Origin of the sequence: Kitasatospora sp. NBC_01300 (assembly GCF_041435235.1) — a bacterium.
Classification (GTDB): domain Bacteria; phylum Actinomycetota; class Actinomycetes; order Streptomycetales; family Streptomycetaceae; genus Kitasatospora.
On sequence record NZ_CP108408.1, the window covers coordinates 3,260,323 to 3,275,875 of the forward strand.

The 15,553-nt window shown below is 72.1% G+C and carries 14 protein-coding genes and 2 tRNA genes; 4 read left to right on the top strand and 12 right to left on the bottom strand.

The window, feature by feature from the left end; all coding sequences use genetic code 11:
• Positions 1-196: 196 nt before the first annotated feature.
• Entirely contained in the window at positions 197-1,651 is a 1,455-nt protein-coding gene (glmU, locus tag OG556_RS14285; protein WP_371517363.1) for a bifunctional UDP-N-acetylglucosamine diphosphorylase/glucosamine-1-phosphate N-acetyltransferase GlmU, read from the bottom strand.
• A 144-nt stretch (positions 1,652-1,795) separates the two neighbouring features.
• Positions 1,796-1,866: transfer RNA gene (locus OG556_RS14290), tRNA-Gln, on the bottom strand.
• A gap of 249 nt (positions 1,867-2,115) precedes the next feature.
• On the opposite strand from OG556_RS14290, the gene OG556_RS14295 reads away from it, so the two are divergent.
• Entirely contained in the window at positions 2,116-3,105 is a 990-nt protein-coding gene (locus OG556_RS14295) for an acyl-CoA desaturase (protein WP_371517364.1), read from the top strand.
• A 26-nt stretch (positions 3,106-3,131) separates the two neighbouring features.
• Positions 3,132-3,899 carry a TetR/AcrR family transcriptional regulator gene (locus OG556_RS14300; RefSeq protein ID WP_079135661.1) on the top strand — a complete coding sequence of 256 codons (768 nt, stop codon included), beginning with the start codon at positions 3,132-3,134 and terminating at the stop codon, positions 3,897-3,899.
• Positions 3,900-3,969: 70 nt separating this feature from the next.
• Here the strand turns inward: OG556_RS14300 and OG556_RS14305 are convergent, their stop codons facing one another.
• Positions 3,970-4,761: a methyltransferase domain-containing protein gene (locus OG556_RS14305; RefSeq protein WP_371517365.1), complete on the bottom strand. Its 792-nt coding sequence runs from the start codon at positions 4,759-4,761 to the stop codon at positions 3,970-3,972.
• A 110-nt stretch (positions 4,762-4,871) separates the two neighbouring features.
• Between OG556_RS14305 and OG556_RS14310 the strand changes: the two genes are divergently transcribed.
• Complete coding sequence (locus OG556_RS14310) at positions 4,872-5,369, top strand: MarR family winged helix-turn-helix transcriptional regulator (protein WP_063348053.1); 498 nt, start codon at positions 4,872-4,874, stop codon at positions 5,367-5,369.
• A gap of 15 nt (positions 5,370-5,384) precedes the next feature.
• On the opposite strand, the gene OG556_RS14315 is transcribed toward OG556_RS14310, so the two are convergent.
• The 5 genes from OG556_RS14315 to OG556_RS14335 all read right to left on the bottom strand — a co-directional run bounded on the left by OG556_RS14315 (position 5,385) and on the right by OG556_RS14335 (position 9,346).
• Positions 5,385-6,332 (bottom strand): LuxR C-terminal-related transcriptional regulator, encoded by a 948-nt coding sequence (locus OG556_RS14315; protein ID WP_371517367.1) that lies wholly within the window; start codon positions 6,330-6,332, stop codon positions 5,385-5,387.
• Positions 6,333-6,631: 299 nt separating this feature from the next.
• On the bottom strand, positions 6,632-7,594 hold the full coding sequence (galE, locus tag OG556_RS14320; protein ID WP_371517368.1) for a UDP-glucose 4-epimerase GalE: 963 nt from the start codon (positions 7,592-7,594) through the stop codon (positions 6,632-6,634).
• A gap of 151 nt (positions 7,595-7,745) precedes the next feature.
• Complete coding sequence (locus tag OG556_RS14325; RefSeq protein WP_350877730.1) at positions 7,746-8,414, bottom strand: LuxR C-terminal-related transcriptional regulator; 669 nt, start codon at positions 8,412-8,414, stop codon at positions 7,746-7,748.
• A 200-nt stretch (positions 8,415-8,614) separates the two neighbouring features.
• A tRNA-Thr gene (locus tag OG556_RS14330) sits at positions 8,615-8,690 on the bottom strand.
• 206 nt (positions 8,691-8,896) lie between these two features.
• Complete coding sequence (locus tag OG556_RS14335) at positions 8,897-9,346, bottom strand: winged helix-turn-helix transcriptional regulator (RefSeq protein WP_371517369.1); 450 nt, start codon at positions 9,344-9,346, stop codon at positions 8,897-8,899.
• 185 nt (positions 9,347-9,531) lie between these two features.
• On the opposite strand from OG556_RS14335, the gene OG556_RS14340 reads away from it, so the two are divergent.
• Positions 9,532-10,128: a flavodoxin family protein gene (locus tag OG556_RS14340; protein WP_371517370.1), complete on the top strand. Its 597-nt coding sequence runs from the start codon at positions 9,532-9,534 to the stop codon at positions 10,126-10,128.
• 20 nt (positions 10,129-10,148) lie between these two features.
• On the opposite strand, the gene OG556_RS14345 is transcribed toward OG556_RS14340, so the two are convergent.
• The 4 genes from OG556_RS14345 to OG556_RS14360 all read right to left on the bottom strand — a co-directional run bounded on the left by OG556_RS14345 (position 10,149) and on the right by OG556_RS14360 (position 15,156).
• Positions 10,149-11,471, bottom strand: coding sequence for an MFS transporter (locus OG556_RS14345; RefSeq protein WP_371517371.1), 1,323 nt, complete (start codon positions 11,469-11,471; stop codon positions 10,149-10,151).
• Positions 11,472-11,594: 123 nt separating this feature from the next.
• Positions 11,595-12,881, bottom strand: coding sequence for a S8 family serine peptidase (locus OG556_RS14350; RefSeq protein WP_371517372.1), 1,287 nt, complete (start codon positions 12,879-12,881; stop codon positions 11,595-11,597).
• Between the two features lie 132 nt (positions 12,882-13,013).
• Positions 13,014-14,669 carry a WXG100 family type VII secretion target gene (locus tag OG556_RS14355; RefSeq protein ID WP_371517373.1) on the bottom strand — a complete coding sequence of 552 codons (1,656 nt, stop codon included), beginning with the start codon at positions 14,667-14,669 and terminating at the stop codon, positions 13,014-13,016.
• Between the two features lie 43 nt (positions 14,670-14,712).
• Complete coding sequence (locus OG556_RS14360) at positions 14,713-15,156, bottom strand: hypothetical protein (RefSeq protein ID WP_371517374.1); 444 nt, start codon at positions 15,154-15,156, stop codon at positions 14,713-14,715.
• Positions 15,157-15,553 lie beyond the last annotated feature (397 nt).

Genomic DNA, 15,553 nt, shown 5'->3' on the forward strand with positions numbered 1-15,553 from the left:
CCGTCTCCTCGCGTTGCTGACGCTGAACCCCGTCGTCCCGTGCGGGCAGGCGCAGCCGGCTCGCACGGGGTCGGGGGAATTGTCGGTACGCCTGGACACGGGCCGTAAGCCCAGTGGCGCACGTATGACCCCAAGGTTACGCGCCCACGCAGAAACCGTCCGCCCCGGGACCGCCCTCGGGCTCCCGCCCGCCCCGTCAGGCGTCCGCGGCCCCGTCCGTCGCGGCCTTCGCGGCCTGCGCGGAGGTGGTCCCCGGGCGCTTGCGCTCCACCCAGCCCTCGATGTTGCGCTGGTGCGCCCGGCTCACGCCGAGCGCGCCCGGCGGGACGTCGGTGGTGATCACCGAACCGGCCGCGGTGTAGGCGCCGTCCCCGATCGTCACCGGGGCGATGAACATGTTGTCGGAGCCGGTGCGGCAGTGCGCACCGATCACCGTGCGGTGCTTGTTGACGCCGTCGTAGTTCACGGTGACCGAGGCCGCGCCGACGTTGGTGCCCTCGCCGATCGTGGTGTCCCCGATGTAGGAGAGGTGCGGCACCTTGGCGCCCTCGCCCAGCTCGGAGTTCTTCACCTCGACGTAGGTGCCGACCTTCGCCTTGCGGGCCAGCTTGGCCCCCGGCCGCAGGTAGGCGTACGGGCCGGCGGTGGCCAGCTCGCCCACCTCGGCGCGGTCCGCCGTGGTGTTGCTCACACGGGCGCCGGCGCCGATCAGGGTGTCGGTCAGGGTCGAGTTCGGGCCGACCTCGCAGCCCTCGCCCAGGTGGGTGGCGCCCTGCAGCTGGGTGTTCGGCAGCACGAGGGCGTCCGGCTCGTACGTCACCTGCACGTCGATCCAGGTGGTCGCCGGGTCCACCACGGTGACGCCGGCCCGCATCGCCCGCTCCAGCAGGCGGTCGTTCAGCAGCCGGCGGGCCTGCGCGAGCTGCACCCGGTCGTTGATGCCCAGGATGTCCCGGTGGTCCTCCGCGACCACGGCGCCCACCCGGTGCCCGGCGGTGCGCAGGATCTCCAGGGTGTCGGTGAGGTACTCCTCGCCCTGCGAGTTGTCCGTGGTGAGCTCGGCCAGCGCCTCGACCAGCAGCTTGGCGTCGAAGGCGAAGACGCCCGAGTTGATCTCGGCGATCGAGCGCTGGACGGCGGTGGCGTCCCGCTCCTCGACGATCGCGGCGACGGTGCCGTCCTCGTCCCGCAGGATCCGGCCGTAGCCGAAGGGCTCGGGGACGACGGCGGTCAGGACGGTGACCCCGTTGTCCTGGCCGGCGTGGGCCTTCGCCAGGCGGCGCAGCGTGTCCCCGGTCAGCAGCGGGGAGTCCCCGGCGGTGACGATCACCGTGCCGTCCAGCACCACGCCGTCGGCGGCCAGCGCCTCCAGCGCCGTGCGCACCGCGTGCCCGGTGCCCTTCTGGTCCTCCTGCACCACCGGACGGGCCGCCGGGTAGTGCGCCGCGAGGTGCTCCTGGACCTGCTCCCGCTGGTGTCCGACCACCACGACGAGCTGTTCCGGCGTCAGTTCGCGGGCCGCCGAGACGGCATGACCCACCAGCGACCGGCCGCAGACCTCGTGCAGCACCTTGGGCAGCTTGTTCGACTTCATCCGGGTCCCGCCACCGGCGGCGAGCACGACAACGGCGGCAAGCGAATTGGCACCCATGCGGGGAGGCTCCTCGGTCGGTTCACAGAGCGGGCAGAACGGGCCCGGACCGGACCGAGGCCGGTCGCCATTCGCACAGTCCGCCGAGCAGCACCGACAATACCGGCGGTTCGGCGGTACGCCCGAACCTGAGGCGTGCAGAGGCTCCGCCGCTAGGATTCGAACCCAGACAAAGGCCTCCAAAGGGCCCTGTGCTGCCATTACACCACGGCGGATGGTTGCTCAGACCCTACCCGAGTCGGCCCTGCCATGGGTATCAACTGCCGCGATCCGCAGGCCCCGATCCGCCGGGAACGGTCGAACAAGCCGGGCCGCCGGTTCATCCATCCAGTCGGGTGAATTCACTCAAGCGCCGTGCGGCGGCGTGTTCCCTTCGCCACGGAGCGCAACCTACGATGCCGTAGGTTACGCCAACGTAGCCTCCGCTCCTCCCTCCCGCACAGGGATGTCGCAAAGGGACGCCCATGACCACCAAGGCCGGCGAGCCGAGCGCGGGGAACGCCGCGCATCCCACCGAATCCCCCGATCCCACCGACACCGCCACCCGGCTGTCCGCCACCCGCGGCGGGGAGAAGCAGGGCCTCGCCGAGCGGCTCGCGCTCGGGCTGTTCATCCTCCTGCCGTTCGCCGCGCTGCTGGCCGCCGTGCCGGTGGCCTGGGGGTGGGGACTGGGATGGACGGACGCGGCGATCGCCGTCGCCATGTACTTCCTCACCTGCCACGGCATCACCGTCGGCTACCACCGCTACTTCACCCACAGCGCGTTCAAGGCCAACCGCCCGATGCGGCTCGCCCTCGCCGTCGCCGGCAGCCTGGCCGTCGAGGGCCCGCTGGTGCGCTGGGTGGCCGACCACCGCAAGCACCACCGGTTCAGCGACAAGGACGGCGACCCGCACTCACCGTGGCGCTACGGGGAGAGCCTCCCGGCCCTGCTCAAGGGCCTGTGGTGGGCGCACATGGGCTGGATGTTCGACGAGGAGCAGACCCCGCAGCTCACGTACGCGCCGGACCTCGTCCGCGATCCGGCCATACGGCGGATCTCCCGGCTGTTCTGGCTCTGGACCACGATCTCGCTGCTGCTCCCCCCGCTGGTCGGCGGGCTGGTGACTCTGTCCTGGTGGGGCGCGCTGTCCGCCTTCTTCTGGGGATCGCTGGTCCGGGTGGCCCTGCTGCACCACGTCACCTGGTCGATCAACTCGATCTGCCACGCCGTCGGCCGCCGCCCGTTCCGCTCCCGGGACCGCTCGGGCAACGTCTGGTGGCTGGCGGTGCTCTCCTGCGGCGAGTCCTGGCACAACCTGCACCACGCGGACCCGACGTCCGCCCGGCACGGGGTGCTGCGCGGGCAGATCGACTCCTCGGCCCGGCTGATCCGCTGGTTCGAGCTGGCCGGCTGGGTCCGGGACGTCCGTTGGCCGGACGCACAGCGGATCGCCGCCCGCCGCGCCGCATGAGTCGTCGCTTCCAGCATGATGTAGGGGTGAACGGGAGCAGCGCAGACAGCACAGGCGGCCACCAGAGCACGCGGACGGACGCAGCGCCCGACGCGGCGCCGGCCCGTCCGCGAACCGCTGCACCGGCGGGCGGGGGCGCCTCGGGAGGTGCGCCCGCCCCGGCGCCGCGCCGCCGGGGCGGGCGGGTCCGGATGACCGGCAAGCAGCGGCGGGAGCAACTGCTGGAGATCGGCCGGACGGTGTTCGCGGAGCGCGGCTACGACGGCACCTCGGTGGAGGAGATCGCCGAGCGGGCCGGGGTGTCGAAGCCGGTGGTGTACGAGCACTTCGGCGGCAAGGAGGGGCTGTACGCGGTGGTGGTGGACCGCGAGATGCAACTGCTGCTGGACATGGTCACGGGGGCGCTGACCGGCGGGCACTCGCGGGAGCTGCTGGAGCAGGCCGCGTTCGCGCTGATGGACTACATCGACACCTCGACGGACGGCTTCCGGATCCTGGTCCGGGACTCCCCGGTGGCCCAGTCGACCGGCACCTTCGCGTCACTGATCAGCGACATCGCGACGCAGGTGGAGGACATCCTCGGCCTGGAGTTCAAGTCCCGGGGCTTCGACGCGCGACTGGCCCCGATGTACTCGCAGATGCTGGTCGGCATGGTGGCGCTGACCGGGCAGTGGTGGCTGGAGGTCCGCAAGCCGGACAAGGCGCAGGTCGCGGCGCACCTGGTGAACCTGGCCTGGCACGGGCTGGAGGGCCTGGAGCGGCACCCGAGGCTGGTCGGCGGGCGCAAGGACTGACCTGCGGGCGGACCGGCGGCGGAGCGACCGGTCGGCGGGCGGAAGGGCCGACGGCCCTCCCGCCCCGGGATCAGGCCCTGGTCCCGACGGCGAAGATCCGCCGGAACGGGAAGACGGTGCCGTACGGCCCGGCCGGGTAGGCCTCGCGCAGGAGCGCCCCGTACTCGGCGAGGAAGGCGGCCCGGCGGGCGGGGTCGGCCAGCCGGGTGAGGACGGGGCGCAGGGCGGTGCCCTTGACCCAGGCGAGGACCGGGTCCGGGCCCGGGAGCAGGGTGCGGTAGGTGGTCTCCCAGACGTCGGGCGTGCAGCCGGCGGCGGTGAGGGCGTCCAGGTAGCGCTCGGGCGGGTGGACGCCGGCCCTGGCGGCGTCGTCGCCGAGGAGGTCGCGCCAGCGGGGGCTGCGCCGGAGTTCGGCGAGCAGGGTGTGGCTGGGGGCGTCGAAGTTGCCGGGGACCTGGAAGGCGAGGGTGCCGCCGGGCCGCAAGGCGCCGGCCCAGCGCGGGACGAGGTCGAGGTGGCCGTCGATCCACTGCAGCGTGGCGTTGGAGACGATCAGGTCGGGGCCGGCCGGGGCCGGGTCGTAGTCGCGGGCGTCGGCGAGCAGATAGTCGGCGCTGGGCTCACCGCCGGTGCGGGCGGTGGCGAGCATCGGAGCGGAGTTGTCGACGCCGGTGAGGCGGGCGTGCGGCCAGCGTGCGCGCAGCACCGCGGTGGAGTTGCCGGGGCCGCAGCCGATGTCGAGGATCACGGGATCGCTCGGGTTCGGGAGGGCGGGGACGCGGGCGAGCAGGTCGTGCAGCGGACGGGTGCGTTCGTCCGCGAAGCGCAGGTACTGCGCCGGGTCCCAGACGGGACTGGTCATGGTCCACCTCGCAAGTATCTCGACATCAAGATATCCCAGGTAGCCTTGCTGGCACATTTCTCGACGTCAAGAGACTTCACATCGACACATCCACCGATACACTGATCGTCATGGAGGACGAGGTCGACAGGCTGGTCGCAGCGTGGCGCCGAGAGCGCCCCGACCTCGACGTGGAGCCGCTGGAGGTACTCAGCCGGGTCAGCAGACTCGCCCGGCACCTCGACCGCGCCCGCCGCACCGCCTTCGCCGAGCACGGGCTGGAGCCCTGGGAGTTCGACGTCCTGACCGCCCTGCGCCGGGCCGGCTCCCCCTACCAGCTCTCCCCCGGCCAACTGCTCACCCAGACCCTGGTCACCTCCGGCACCATGACCAACCGCATCGACCGCCTCACCGGCAAGGGCCTGGTCAAGCGCCTGCCCGACCCGGACGACCGGCGCGGCGTGCTCGTCCGGCTCACCGACGACGGCCGCGACCGCGCCGACCAGGCGCTCGCCGGACTGCTCGCGCACGAACGCGAACTGCTCGCCCAGCTCAGCTCCGGCCAGCAGGGCGAACTCGCCGCGCTCCTGCGGCAGCTGGTCGCCCCGTTCGACAACATCCCGGGCTGACCCGCGCCCCTGGGCTCACGTCCGGTCCACCGCGGTCGCGACGGACGGCGGCGCCGGCAGGGCCGGCTCGGCCGGGCTGACCCCGGCCCGGCGGGCCACCGCGACCGCGGCCAGCGTGGAGTGCACCCCGAGCTTGCCGAGCACGTTCTGCATGTGCGTCCGGACGGTGTGCGGCGACAGGTAGAGCCGCTCCGCGACCGCCTGCCGGCCCAGGCCCGCGACCATGCAGCGCAGGATCTGCTTCTCCCGCGGAGTGAGGGTGTCGACCAGCCGCTCGCTCTCGGTGCGGTCCCGCCGGGCGGTGGTCAGCTCGCGGATCACCCCGGTCAGCAGCGCGGGCGGCAGGTGCGTCTCGTCCCGCAGCACCCCCCGGACCACGGAGAGCAGCCGGGCCAGCGAACTCTCCTTGGCCACCCAGCCGGTGGCGCCCGCGTGCAGGGCCCGGGCGGCGCGGTGCGGGTCGTCGGCGGCGGCCAGCACGACCGCCCGCAGCCCCGGATGGGCGCGGCGGACCCGGGCGAGCAGGGTGATGCCGTCCGGTGCCGGAGGCGCGGTCCTGAGCTGGTCGGCCCGGTACGCGTCGGAGCGGGACGGCTCCGCGCCGCGCCCGCCCGGGCGCAGCAGGTCCACCTGGCGTCCGCCGGACTGCGCCACCGGCGGGCCGACCGGGTGGCGGGGCGGCGGCACCGCCGGGGCCGGCCGCCGCCGGGCCGCGTCGGCCGCGTCCGGGCCGGGCCGGCTCCGGACACCCGCCGAAGCAGCGCCGTCGGCCCCCAGGTCGGCATCGATCAGGACCACGTCGAAGGCCCGCCCCTCGACGGCGGCACGCTCCAGCGCCCGCTCGGCCGCGGCCCCGCTACCGGCCGCCCCCACCTCCACGTCGGGCTCGGCGGCGAGCGCCGCGGCCAGGGCCTCGGCGAAGATCCGGTGGTCGTCGACCACCAGGACGCGGATCCGCCCCATCGTCACTACCCCCCTGCTCAGACCGACCCGAGCCCGGGGGCGGGGACCGGCCCCGGCACCCGCGGTCCGGGCCCGTCACTCCGCCCGCCCACCGGTGGCCGGTGAGACCGAAAAAGGGCGCCGGCCCCCACCGGTACCGCACTCAGCGTACGGGCCGGGAAACCCCCTCGTGGCGGTTTGGTGAAGTTTCGTCAGGAGGTGCGCGAGTGGCGGGATTTCACGCCATCACCGGTCGAAGCGGGCAACGCCGAGGCGCCGCCCCCGAACCTCCGGGAGCGGCGCCTGCGGGGTCCTGCGGCCTACTTGCCGTGCTTCTCCAGGGCGAACTTCCAGGCGTCGGCGACGATGTCGTCCAGGTTCGGGCGGCGCGGCGTCCAGCCCAGCGCCTCGTGGGCGCGGGCCGCCGAGGCCACCAGCACGGCCGGGTCGCCGGCCCGGCGGCCGGCCGCCTGCACCGGGATCTCCCGGCCGGTGACGCGCCGGACCGACTCGATCACCTCGCGCACCGAGAAGCCGCTGCCGTTGCCCAGGTTGCAGATCAGGTGCTCGCCCGGCTTGGCCGCGTCCAGCGCCAGCAGGTGCGCGTCGGCCAGGTCCGCGACGTGGATGTAGTCGCGGATGCAGGTGCCGTCCGGGGTCGGGTAGTCCTCGCCGTACACCGCGATGTGCGGGCGCTGGCCCAGCGCCGCCTGGAACACCAGCGGGATCAGGTGCGACTCGGGGTCGTGGCGCTCCCCGTACGCGCCGTACGCACCGGCCACGTTGAAGTAGCGCAGCGAGACGGCGGCCAGGCCGTGCGCGACGGCCTCGCTGGTGATCAGGTGGTCCACGGCGAGCTTGGTGGCGCCGTAGGCGTTGGTCGGCGAGGTGCGGGCGGTCTCCGCGATCGGCACGACCTCCGGCTCGCCGTAGACGGCGGCGGTGGACGAGAACACCAGCTTGCGCACACCCGCCGTACGCATCGCCGCGACCAGCTCCAGCGAACCCGCCACGTTGTTGCGCCAGTACTTCTCCGGGTCCACGACCGACTCGCCGACCTGCGAGGAGGCGGCGAAGTGCAGCACGCCGTCGAAGGAACCGTCCAGCACCCGGCCGGCCTCCTGGACCCGACCCTCGACGAACTCGGCACCGACCGGGACGCCCTCGCGGAAACCGGTGGAGAGATCGTCCAGGACGGTCACCTGGTGCCCCGCCTCCAGCAGGTGGGCGGCCACCACGCTGCCGACGTAGCCGGCGCCACCCGTGACCAGGTACTTACTCATGATGAGACCTCCAGCGGGCGACGGTCCGCCGGATCAGCGGCGGCCGTCGATGACGTGTGTACGACTGAGGCTATTCTCCCTGCCCGCCGGAGTGCCCAGGACCATGTGAACGGGCCGCCCGGGAGCCGGTTTCACGGAACCCGAACCCCCCTCAGCCACCGGCCATCCGCTCCAGCAGCCCGGTACGGGCCGCCACCGCAGCCGCCTCCAGCCTGGTCCGCGCACCGAGCTTCATCAGCACCCGCTGGACGTGCGTCCGGGCGGTGCTCGCGGCGATCCGCATCCCGGCGGCGATCGCCGCCGTGTCCTCCCCGTCCGCGATCCGGGCCAGCACCTGCACCTCACGGCGGGTCAGCAGCCGCAGCAGCCGCACCGCCTCGTCGTCCGGCTCGGCGACCGGCCGCAGCAACTGGTCGAAGGCCCCGCGCAGCACGTCCACGGCCACCGCCGCCTCGCCCGCCCGGGCCCGCCCGATCGCCCGCTCGACCACCCCGATCCGCTCGTCGCTCGGCACGTACCCCGCCGCCCCGGCCGCGAACGCCCCCGCCACACCGCGCAGTTCACCCACCGGCCCGAGCACGATCACGGCCACCTCGGGGCGTTCCCGGCGGATCCGGCGCAGCCCGTCGAAAGCCGTCGGCTCACTCGGCGCGGCCACCCCCAGCAGACACACCTCCGGCCGCCGGCCAACCACCAGATCGGCCGCGACCCCGGCCGGGCAGCCGACCGCGAGCACCCGGTGGCCGCGCAACTGCAACGCCGTGGCCAGCGCCTCGGCCAACAGCCGGTGATCGTCGACCACCACGAGTCGAACGCCCATGACGCCCTCCCGGTCGGGGTTCGGCTCGCGCCCGCACCCCATGGGCGGGCGGCCGATGACGCACCATCACAGCGCATTCCGTACCCGACCCGCTAGGCCGCCGCGTTCGGCCGCCGTGCCGGGCCGCTGCGCCGCGCCGCGCCCGACGGTCTGATCGGGGAACAGCAAAAGGCCCTCGCCATGAAGCGAGGGCCTTCAAGTGGAGCCCCCATGCGGAATCGAACCGCAGACCTTCTCCTTACCATGGAGACGCTCTACCGACTGAGCTATAGGGGCTTGCCGGGCTTTCACCGGGCCGGTCGAACAAGGAAGACATTACACGGCTGGCGGCCCGGAAGGGAAATCGGGTCCGCGGCCCCGGCGCATACCGGACCGACCCCCGGCGGGCGGGCACCCGCCGCTCGGCGCGGGCCCGGCCGGCCTTCGGTACGGAGCTGGTCAGCCTTCGGTACGGAGCTGGTCAGCCTTCGGCGTGCGCCCGGTCAGCCTTCGGCGTGCGCCTCGTCGAACTCCTCGCGGGCGGCCAGCATCTGCCCGGTCCGCTGCTCCGTCCACCGGCCGAGCGGCGCCAGCAGCACGGCCAGCTCCCGGCCGAGCGGCAGCAGGTCGTAGACCACCCGCGGCGGTGTCTCCGGGAACACGGTGCGGCGCACCAGTCCGCTGCGCTCCAGGCTGCGCAGCGACTGGGTGAGCATCTTGCGGCTGACCCCGCCGACGCCGCGCTGCAGTTCGGAGAACCGCTGCTGCCCGCAGGCGGCGAGGCTCATCAGGATCAACATCGACCACTTGTCGGCCAGTTCGGCGAACATCGCGCGGCTGGGACAGAGCTGGGCGAAGACGTCGAGCTCCTGCTCCCGGTCCTGCCCGCCCTCCCCGTCCTGCCCCTGCCGCCCGGTGCCGCTCTCCACCCGGGCCGCTTCCTCCGTCGTCATGCTGTCCAGGGTAGCCCCGTGGTCTCCAATCCACCCTTGGTAACCAATGGAGACTTGGTCTATATTGGAGACCAGCCCGGCGGGTCGAGGTGCGACAGCACGCCCCGCCGTCGCCCCCTGCCTTGCCCTTGCCTTGCCCCGCCTTACCCCTGCCCGCACCCGTTCCCGTACAGGAGTGCCCCCGCATGACCGCCATCCGCCCGACCGTCGCCCTCGCCTACCACTCCGGCTACGGCCACACCGCCGTCATCGCCGAGGCCGTCGCCCGCGGCGCCGCCGCCGCCGGCGCCGAGGTCGTCTCGATCGCCGTCGACACGATCACCGACGAGCAGTGGGCCCAGCTCGACGCCGCGGACGCGATCGTCTTCGGCTCCCCCACCTACATGGGCACCGCCTCCGGCGCCTTCCACGTCTTCGCCGAGGCCACCAGCAAGCGCTGGTTCTCCGACACCTGGCGGGACAAGGTCGCCGCCGGCTTCACCAACTCCGCCTCCAAGAGCGGCGACAAGGCCGGCACCCTCGGCTTCTTCCAGACCCTCGCCGCCCAGCACGCCATGAGCTGGGTCAACCTCGGCCTCAAGCCCGGCTGGAACGCCACCACCGCCACCGAGAACGACCTCAACCGCCTCGGCTTCTTCAACGGCGCCGCCGCCTCCAGCCCGTCCGACGCCGGCCCCGAGGCCGTGCACAAGGCCGACATCGCGACCGCCGAGTACCTCGGCGAGCGGGTCGCCCGGCACACCGCCGTCGTGCTGGCCGGCCGCGCCGCCCTCGCCGGCTGACCGCACCGCACGGTCGGCACCTACGCCGCCGGGTCCGCCCCCAGGAGGGGCGCCCGGCGGCGTCCGCCGTCCACCGCGCCCAGCTCCGCGCCGCCGGTCTCCGGCAGCAGCCACAGGCACCCCAGCGCCACCACACCCAGCCCCACCAGGTACCAGCCGACCGGCTCCGCCGTCCCGTACGCCTCCGTCAGCCGCGTCGCCACCAGCGGCGTCGTCGCCCCGCCCACCACGCCGCCCAGGTTGTACGTCAACGCGGCACCCGTGTACCGCACCCGGGTCGGGAACAACTCCGGCAGGAACGCCGCCACCGGCCCCATCAGGCACCCCAGCACCACCAGCGCACCCGCCAGCGCCACGAACATCAACGGCCGGCGCACCGTCTCCAGCAGCGGGAACAGCACCAGCGACCACCCCGCCGCCAGGCCCGTCGCCCAGCACAGCGTCCGCCGCCGCCCCCACCCGTCACTGCGCGACGCGCTCACCCACACCGTCACGCCCATGCCCAGCGCGCCCACCAGCAGCATCACCAGCACCAGCGAACTCGCCACCCCGAGCCCGGACGTCGCGTACGCCAACGCGTACGTCGTGGTCAGGTAGAACAGCGCGTACCCCACGGTGATCGCCCCACAGCCCAGCAGCACCGTGCGCCAGTGCCCGCGCAGCACCTCCACCACCGGCGCCCGGTCCCTCGGCTCGTCCGGCCGGAACAGCGGCGTCTCCTCCAACCGCAGCCGCACGAACAGCCCCACCGCCACCAGCCCCAACGACGCCAGGAACGGCACCCGCCAGCCCCACTCCCGGAACGCCCTTTCGTCCAGGCCGAGTTGGACCGCCAGGAACACCCCGTTCGCCAACACGAACCCGCTCGTCGGCCCCAACTGCAGGAACGCCCCGTACCGCCCCCGCCGCCCGGCCGGCGCGTTCTCCGCGATCAGCAGCGCCGCCCCGCCCCACTCCCCGCCCTGGCACACCCGCAAGGCCACCAGAGCCACCGGCGCCCACCACCCCCACGAGCCGAAGCCCGGCAACACCCCCACCGCCGCCGTCGACAGCCCCATCAACAACAGCGACACCACCAGCGTCGCCTTCCGCCCCACCCGGTCCCCGAAATGCCCGAACACCACCGCCCCCAGCGGCCGGGCCAGGAACGCCACCGCGTACACCGAGAACGCCGCCAACAGCGCCCCCACCGTGCCCAGTTCGGGAAAGAACACCGACCCGAACACCCAGGCCGCCGCCGTCCCGTACAAAAAGAAGTCGTAGAACTCGATCGCCGTACCGATCAGCGCCGCAGCCGCCGCACGCCTCAACTGCCCCGCCCGCCGGGCTTCCTCCGCATCCATACCGCCACACTGGACACCAACCCACCCCGCCACCAGCCCCCACCCGAGTGACCCCCGCGCACACCTCCACCCCACGCGCCCCCGGCTCAACACCGGAGGCGCGCAGCAGCGCAGGCGCCCGGATCACCGCACGTACGGGTCTTCCCCCGGCGGCACCACGGGCTGCCCGCCGGCCTTCCGCCGCCGCAACACGACGAACACCGCACCGGCGACCAGCACCAACCCGCCCACCACACCGGCCACAACCGGCAACACACCACCCGAACCGGAGGACTTCCCCGCCACCGGCTCCACCGGCGGCGCCCCCACGGCCACCTCACTCGGACTCGGGGCGGCCGAACTCGGCGAGGGCGTCGAAGTAGCCGACGGGCTCGCCGAGGGAGACGGAGCGGCCAGCGCCGAGGCCTCCGAAACCGGGATCGGCGACACGTCCGCGGGCCCCGGGTCGCCAGGACTCGTCAGCGCGATCCGCGGCCTGACCGCCCCATAACCGGCATCGTTGTTTCGAATGGCCCCATCGCTCGACTTGCCTGCCGTGTTGATGAGAACCCGCAGAATTTGATTGGCCGTCCAGTCCGGATGTACCGACCACACCAATGCGGCGGAAGCGGAAACCAGAGCGGTCGCGTCGGACGTTCCGTGCCCCTTGCAGTATCCCGACGGAGCCGTGCAAGCGGCGATCACGTCTACACCGGGCGCGACCAGAGCAACCTGGGCCCCCTGCTCGGACTCTGCCGTTACAGTTCCGTCCCGGTCAACGGCACCGACACCAACTACATTAGGCAGCGCACCCGGATACTCGACGGGATTCCCCGACTGCGCCTCATTTCCAACAGCGGCAACCACCAGGACACCCTTGGTACGAGCAGCCGCAAGAATGCGGTTTAGCTTGGCGACATCTCCCGGGGAGGCCGGGACCGAATCCATTCCCTGCGAAATACTGACAACCTTGGCGCCTTGGTCAACGGCATAGGTGACAGCCTGTCCGACCTGCTCAAGAAAATCAGCAGTGACGAGTGGCATTACTGACCCGTTGTTGATCTTCAAGGGAAGAATCTTTGCAGCGGGCGCCAGGCCGTAAGCGCCACCGCCGCCTTGGTTCTTTCCGGTGCCTGCAATGAGGCTGGCCATCTGGGTTCCGTGCCCGTCGGTGTATGAACCCACCCCACCTGAACTGCCACTGAAGTCCTTGCCGGGCAGGAACTGCCCAGCCAAGTCGGGGTGATCAAGCTTGAATCCACCGTCCACTACAGCCACCGTGACACCTTGCCCCTTGGAGACCTTCCACATCTCCGGCGCATGCATCGCATCCAGATGCCATTGATCCGTGCGAATGGAACCGTCGGCTAGTGCCGGCTCTGCGACCGGGCCGACCACGACTCCCGTCGCCAGAAGCGCGACGGTAAGCACCCACCAACGAGATCGCGTGTTCGTCCGCCCCATCACAACTCCTCGTCAATCTCTCCGTCGACCGGGGAGCGTGCCCCGAACAGGTCTGCCCGGCCACCGGGAGAGCCCAGTGACCGGGCAGTCGTTGCCGTCCTACTCAATCACGTCCGGATTGCTGTGCGGCGTACCGCTGGTCCAGGTCTCCTCGTCCTCGTGGAGGTAGTCGGCCCGCTTGCGGCGATCGCGCTCGTTCCGCCCGGAGTGACCCGCCATTCCAGGGGACATCATTCCGTTCTGCCCCGAACGGGCTTCGCCCTCAACGGCTCCCGCAGCAGCCGCCCGGTTACGCAGACCCGTACCACCTGGCGTGAACTCCCCGCCAGCAGCCGGTCCCTTGCGACCGCCGACCACACCTCCTCCGGTCGAGGTCAGGCCCCGGCCCCGCGAGCTGCCACCCGAACCAACGACTCCGGAACCACCACCCATCCCTGGGTGCATGCCGCCCATCCCGCCCGCGCTGCCGGCCGCTCCCGCCCGACCCGCCTGGGCCTCACGGGCGCCGAAGACCGTCCCGCTGGGCAGACCCGGGCTACCACCGGACTTTCCCGGCACCGAGCCGCCGCCGAACGGAGCCGTGCGGGCGGGAATCGAGCCCCCGCCCCTGCCGGAGACGGATCCGCCGCCGCCCTTGGCCGGGATCGAACCGCCGCCGGCCCCGGCCGGGAAACCGGTCACCGGGCCGCTGCCCGGACCACCCGGATATCCCGGGGTGCCACCGGGGCCACCCGGGTATCCGGGAATCCCACTTGGACCGTCAGACGGGAGGCTTCCACCACCACTGGGGCCGAGCGGGCCGATCTGACCTGGCAGGGTCGGTACGGTCGGCAGGCTGTCGAGGCCGGTACCGGGGCGGTGGACGGGTTCCGACGGCACAGAGGGCGGCGTCGAGGAACCCGGGTCCACCGGCGCCGGCGGTACCTGGCCACCGCTTCGCAGCGGAACCGGGTCGGTGTGTCCCGGCTCGCTCGACACCTGCGAGTCCGACCTGGGGTTGCGAATCGCGACCGAGCCGCCGCTGTAGCTGCCTCCGGACGGGCGGTAACCTCCGCTGGTACTGCCACCACCGCCTGTGCGAGCGCTACGAACAGCCCCTCCGGAGCCGCCTGTATATCCAGCGTCCTTGGTGTATTCCGAGTCAGTGCCCTTGTTAGCTGTGGGCGTCCCCGGGAGGTCCACTGGCCCGAGCCCGGCCAGTTTCGTCGTCGCCGCGTCGTACGCCTGCGCGAGCTTCTCCATCTGGAGGACGGCTTCCTGATGCTCCTTCTGGACCTTCGCCTGGGCCTGGGCGGCCTCGGTCCCAGTCACCCAGCCCTTGTTGACCGTCTTCATGTAATCGTCGACGGACTGACCGACCGCGAGCTGCACGCTTGAGGGAATGTAGACCGTCTGGCTGTTGCGCTTGGTGACCGTCGCGATCTCCGTGTGCGGCGGTTCGGGCACAGCGGACTTTGCGGTGCTGAGCGCTTCACCGGCCTGGTGCATGGCTTCGCCGGCGGTCTTGGAGTAGTCGCCGAGCAGCCCGGCGGACTGATGCAGGTTCCCGGCCCAGGTCTTGAAGCTCTCGGCGGCGGGGCCTTCCCAGTGGACCTGGTCGATGTGCGACTTGAGTGCCGCGCTCAGTTCCTTCAGAACACGGCCGGCCGACTGCAGCTGGGTGCCTCGGCTCAGGACCTTTGAAGGGTCCGTGCTATCGACCATCTTCCTCAGCTTGTCGTGGTCATAGCTCTCGAAGTTCGTTCCGCCTGCCACTACTTACTCCCCGTTTCCCCGTAGGTCTCTCCTGGCGCAGCCATCAGAACGTCGAGTCGGCCCGCGTCTGCGTGGGGCCGCCCGCGTTCTTCGCGACGGCGTTCTGCGCGGCCGTCGTGTCGTCCTCGTTGGCCGAGTAGTTGCCCGCCGTCGCCGCGACCGCGATCTTCATCGCCTCGATCTGCGACACGAAGTCCTTGTGCAGCTTGACGAGCTGGGTGTGCACCTTGTCGTAGGCCGCGGTCAGGGCCGTCGCTTCGGCGAACTCCGCGCTGGCGAAGCTTCCGCCGGTCAGCTTCTGTTCCTGGAGTTTGTACGGGGCCGCCGGGGAGCCTTCCATGGCCTGGAGCAGGGCTTCGATCTTCTTGGCGAACGCGGTGAGCGTGTCGAGCTCGACCTTGACGTCCTTCTTGCCGAAGGCGGACACCAGGTCGGCGGCGCTGACGTTCGTCTGCACGGTGCTGACGAGGGGGCCGAACCCCATCATGTGGCTGAGCATGAATGGCGTGACGTCACCGGACGCGTCCGGACCGGCCCCCGTGCTCGGTGGAACCTCTCCTGCCACAGCAGTTCACCTCTCCCCCGTACGGCCGGCGGTTCGGGGGTAACCCCGGGACCGCCGGTCCGCAACATACCGTCAACTTCTCGGTCGTACAGTGCTGGTCGGTGCACCGCCCGCCCTGGGGGCGGTCTCCGCCTCCGCAATCGTAGCCACCGCCCCTGTCGGGTCGGCAGGGGCCTTGGCCCGCCTGTGCGGGATCGGTACGAACTTGACATGCGCGGCCCTCGGGGGTGCCGCGCCGGGCCCCGGTAGACTGGCCTCGCCCGGTTGGACCGGGTACGCCCCCATCTGCCGCGCAATGTCGCACAGCAGCGACCCCTGG

Excerpts from the sequence above, each read along its gene's own strand:
- glmU (WP_371517363.1), bottom strand. The coding sequence starts at position 1,651 with ATGGGTGCCAATTCGCTTGCCGCCGTTGTCGTGCTCGCCGCCGGTGGC.
- OG556_RS14345 (WP_371517371.1), bottom strand. The coding sequence starts at position 11,471 with ATGGATGCGGAGGAAGCCCGGCGGGCGGGGCAGTTGAGGCGTGCGGCG.
- OG556_RS14295 (WP_371517364.1), top strand. The coding sequence starts at position 2,116 with ATGACCACCAAGGCCGGCGAGCCGAGCGCGGGGAACGCCGCGCATCCC.
- OG556_RS14315 (WP_371517367.1), bottom strand. The coding sequence starts at position 6,332 with ATGGGGCGGATCCGCGTCCTGGTGGTCGACGACCACCGGATCTTCGCC.
- OG556_RS14360 (WP_371517374.1), bottom strand. The coding sequence starts at position 15,156 with ATGATGGGGTTCGGCCCCCTCGTCAGCACCGTGCAGACGAACGTCAGC.
- OG556_RS14340 (WP_371517370.1), top strand. The coding sequence starts at position 9,532 with ATGACCGCCATCCGCCCGACCGTCGCCCTCGCCTACCACTCCGGCTAC.
- OG556_RS14335 (WP_371517369.1), bottom strand. The coding sequence starts at position 9,346 with ATGACGACGGAGGAAGCGGCCCGGGTGGAGAGCGGCACCGGGCGGCAG.
- OG556_RS14310 (WP_063348053.1), top strand. The coding sequence starts at position 4,872 with ATGGAGGACGAGGTCGACAGGCTGGTCGCAGCGTGGCGCCGAGAGCGC.
- galE (WP_371517368.1), bottom strand. The coding sequence starts at position 7,594 with ATGAGTAAGTACCTGGTCACGGGTGGCGCCGGCTACGTCGGCAGCGTG.
- OG556_RS14325 (WP_350877730.1), bottom strand. The coding sequence starts at position 8,414 with ATGGGCGTTCGACTCGTGGTGGTCGACGATCACCGGCTGTTGGCCGAG.
- OG556_RS14305 (WP_371517365.1), bottom strand. The coding sequence starts at position 4,761 with ATGACCAGTCCCGTCTGGGACCCGGCGCAGTACCTGCGCTTCGCGGAC.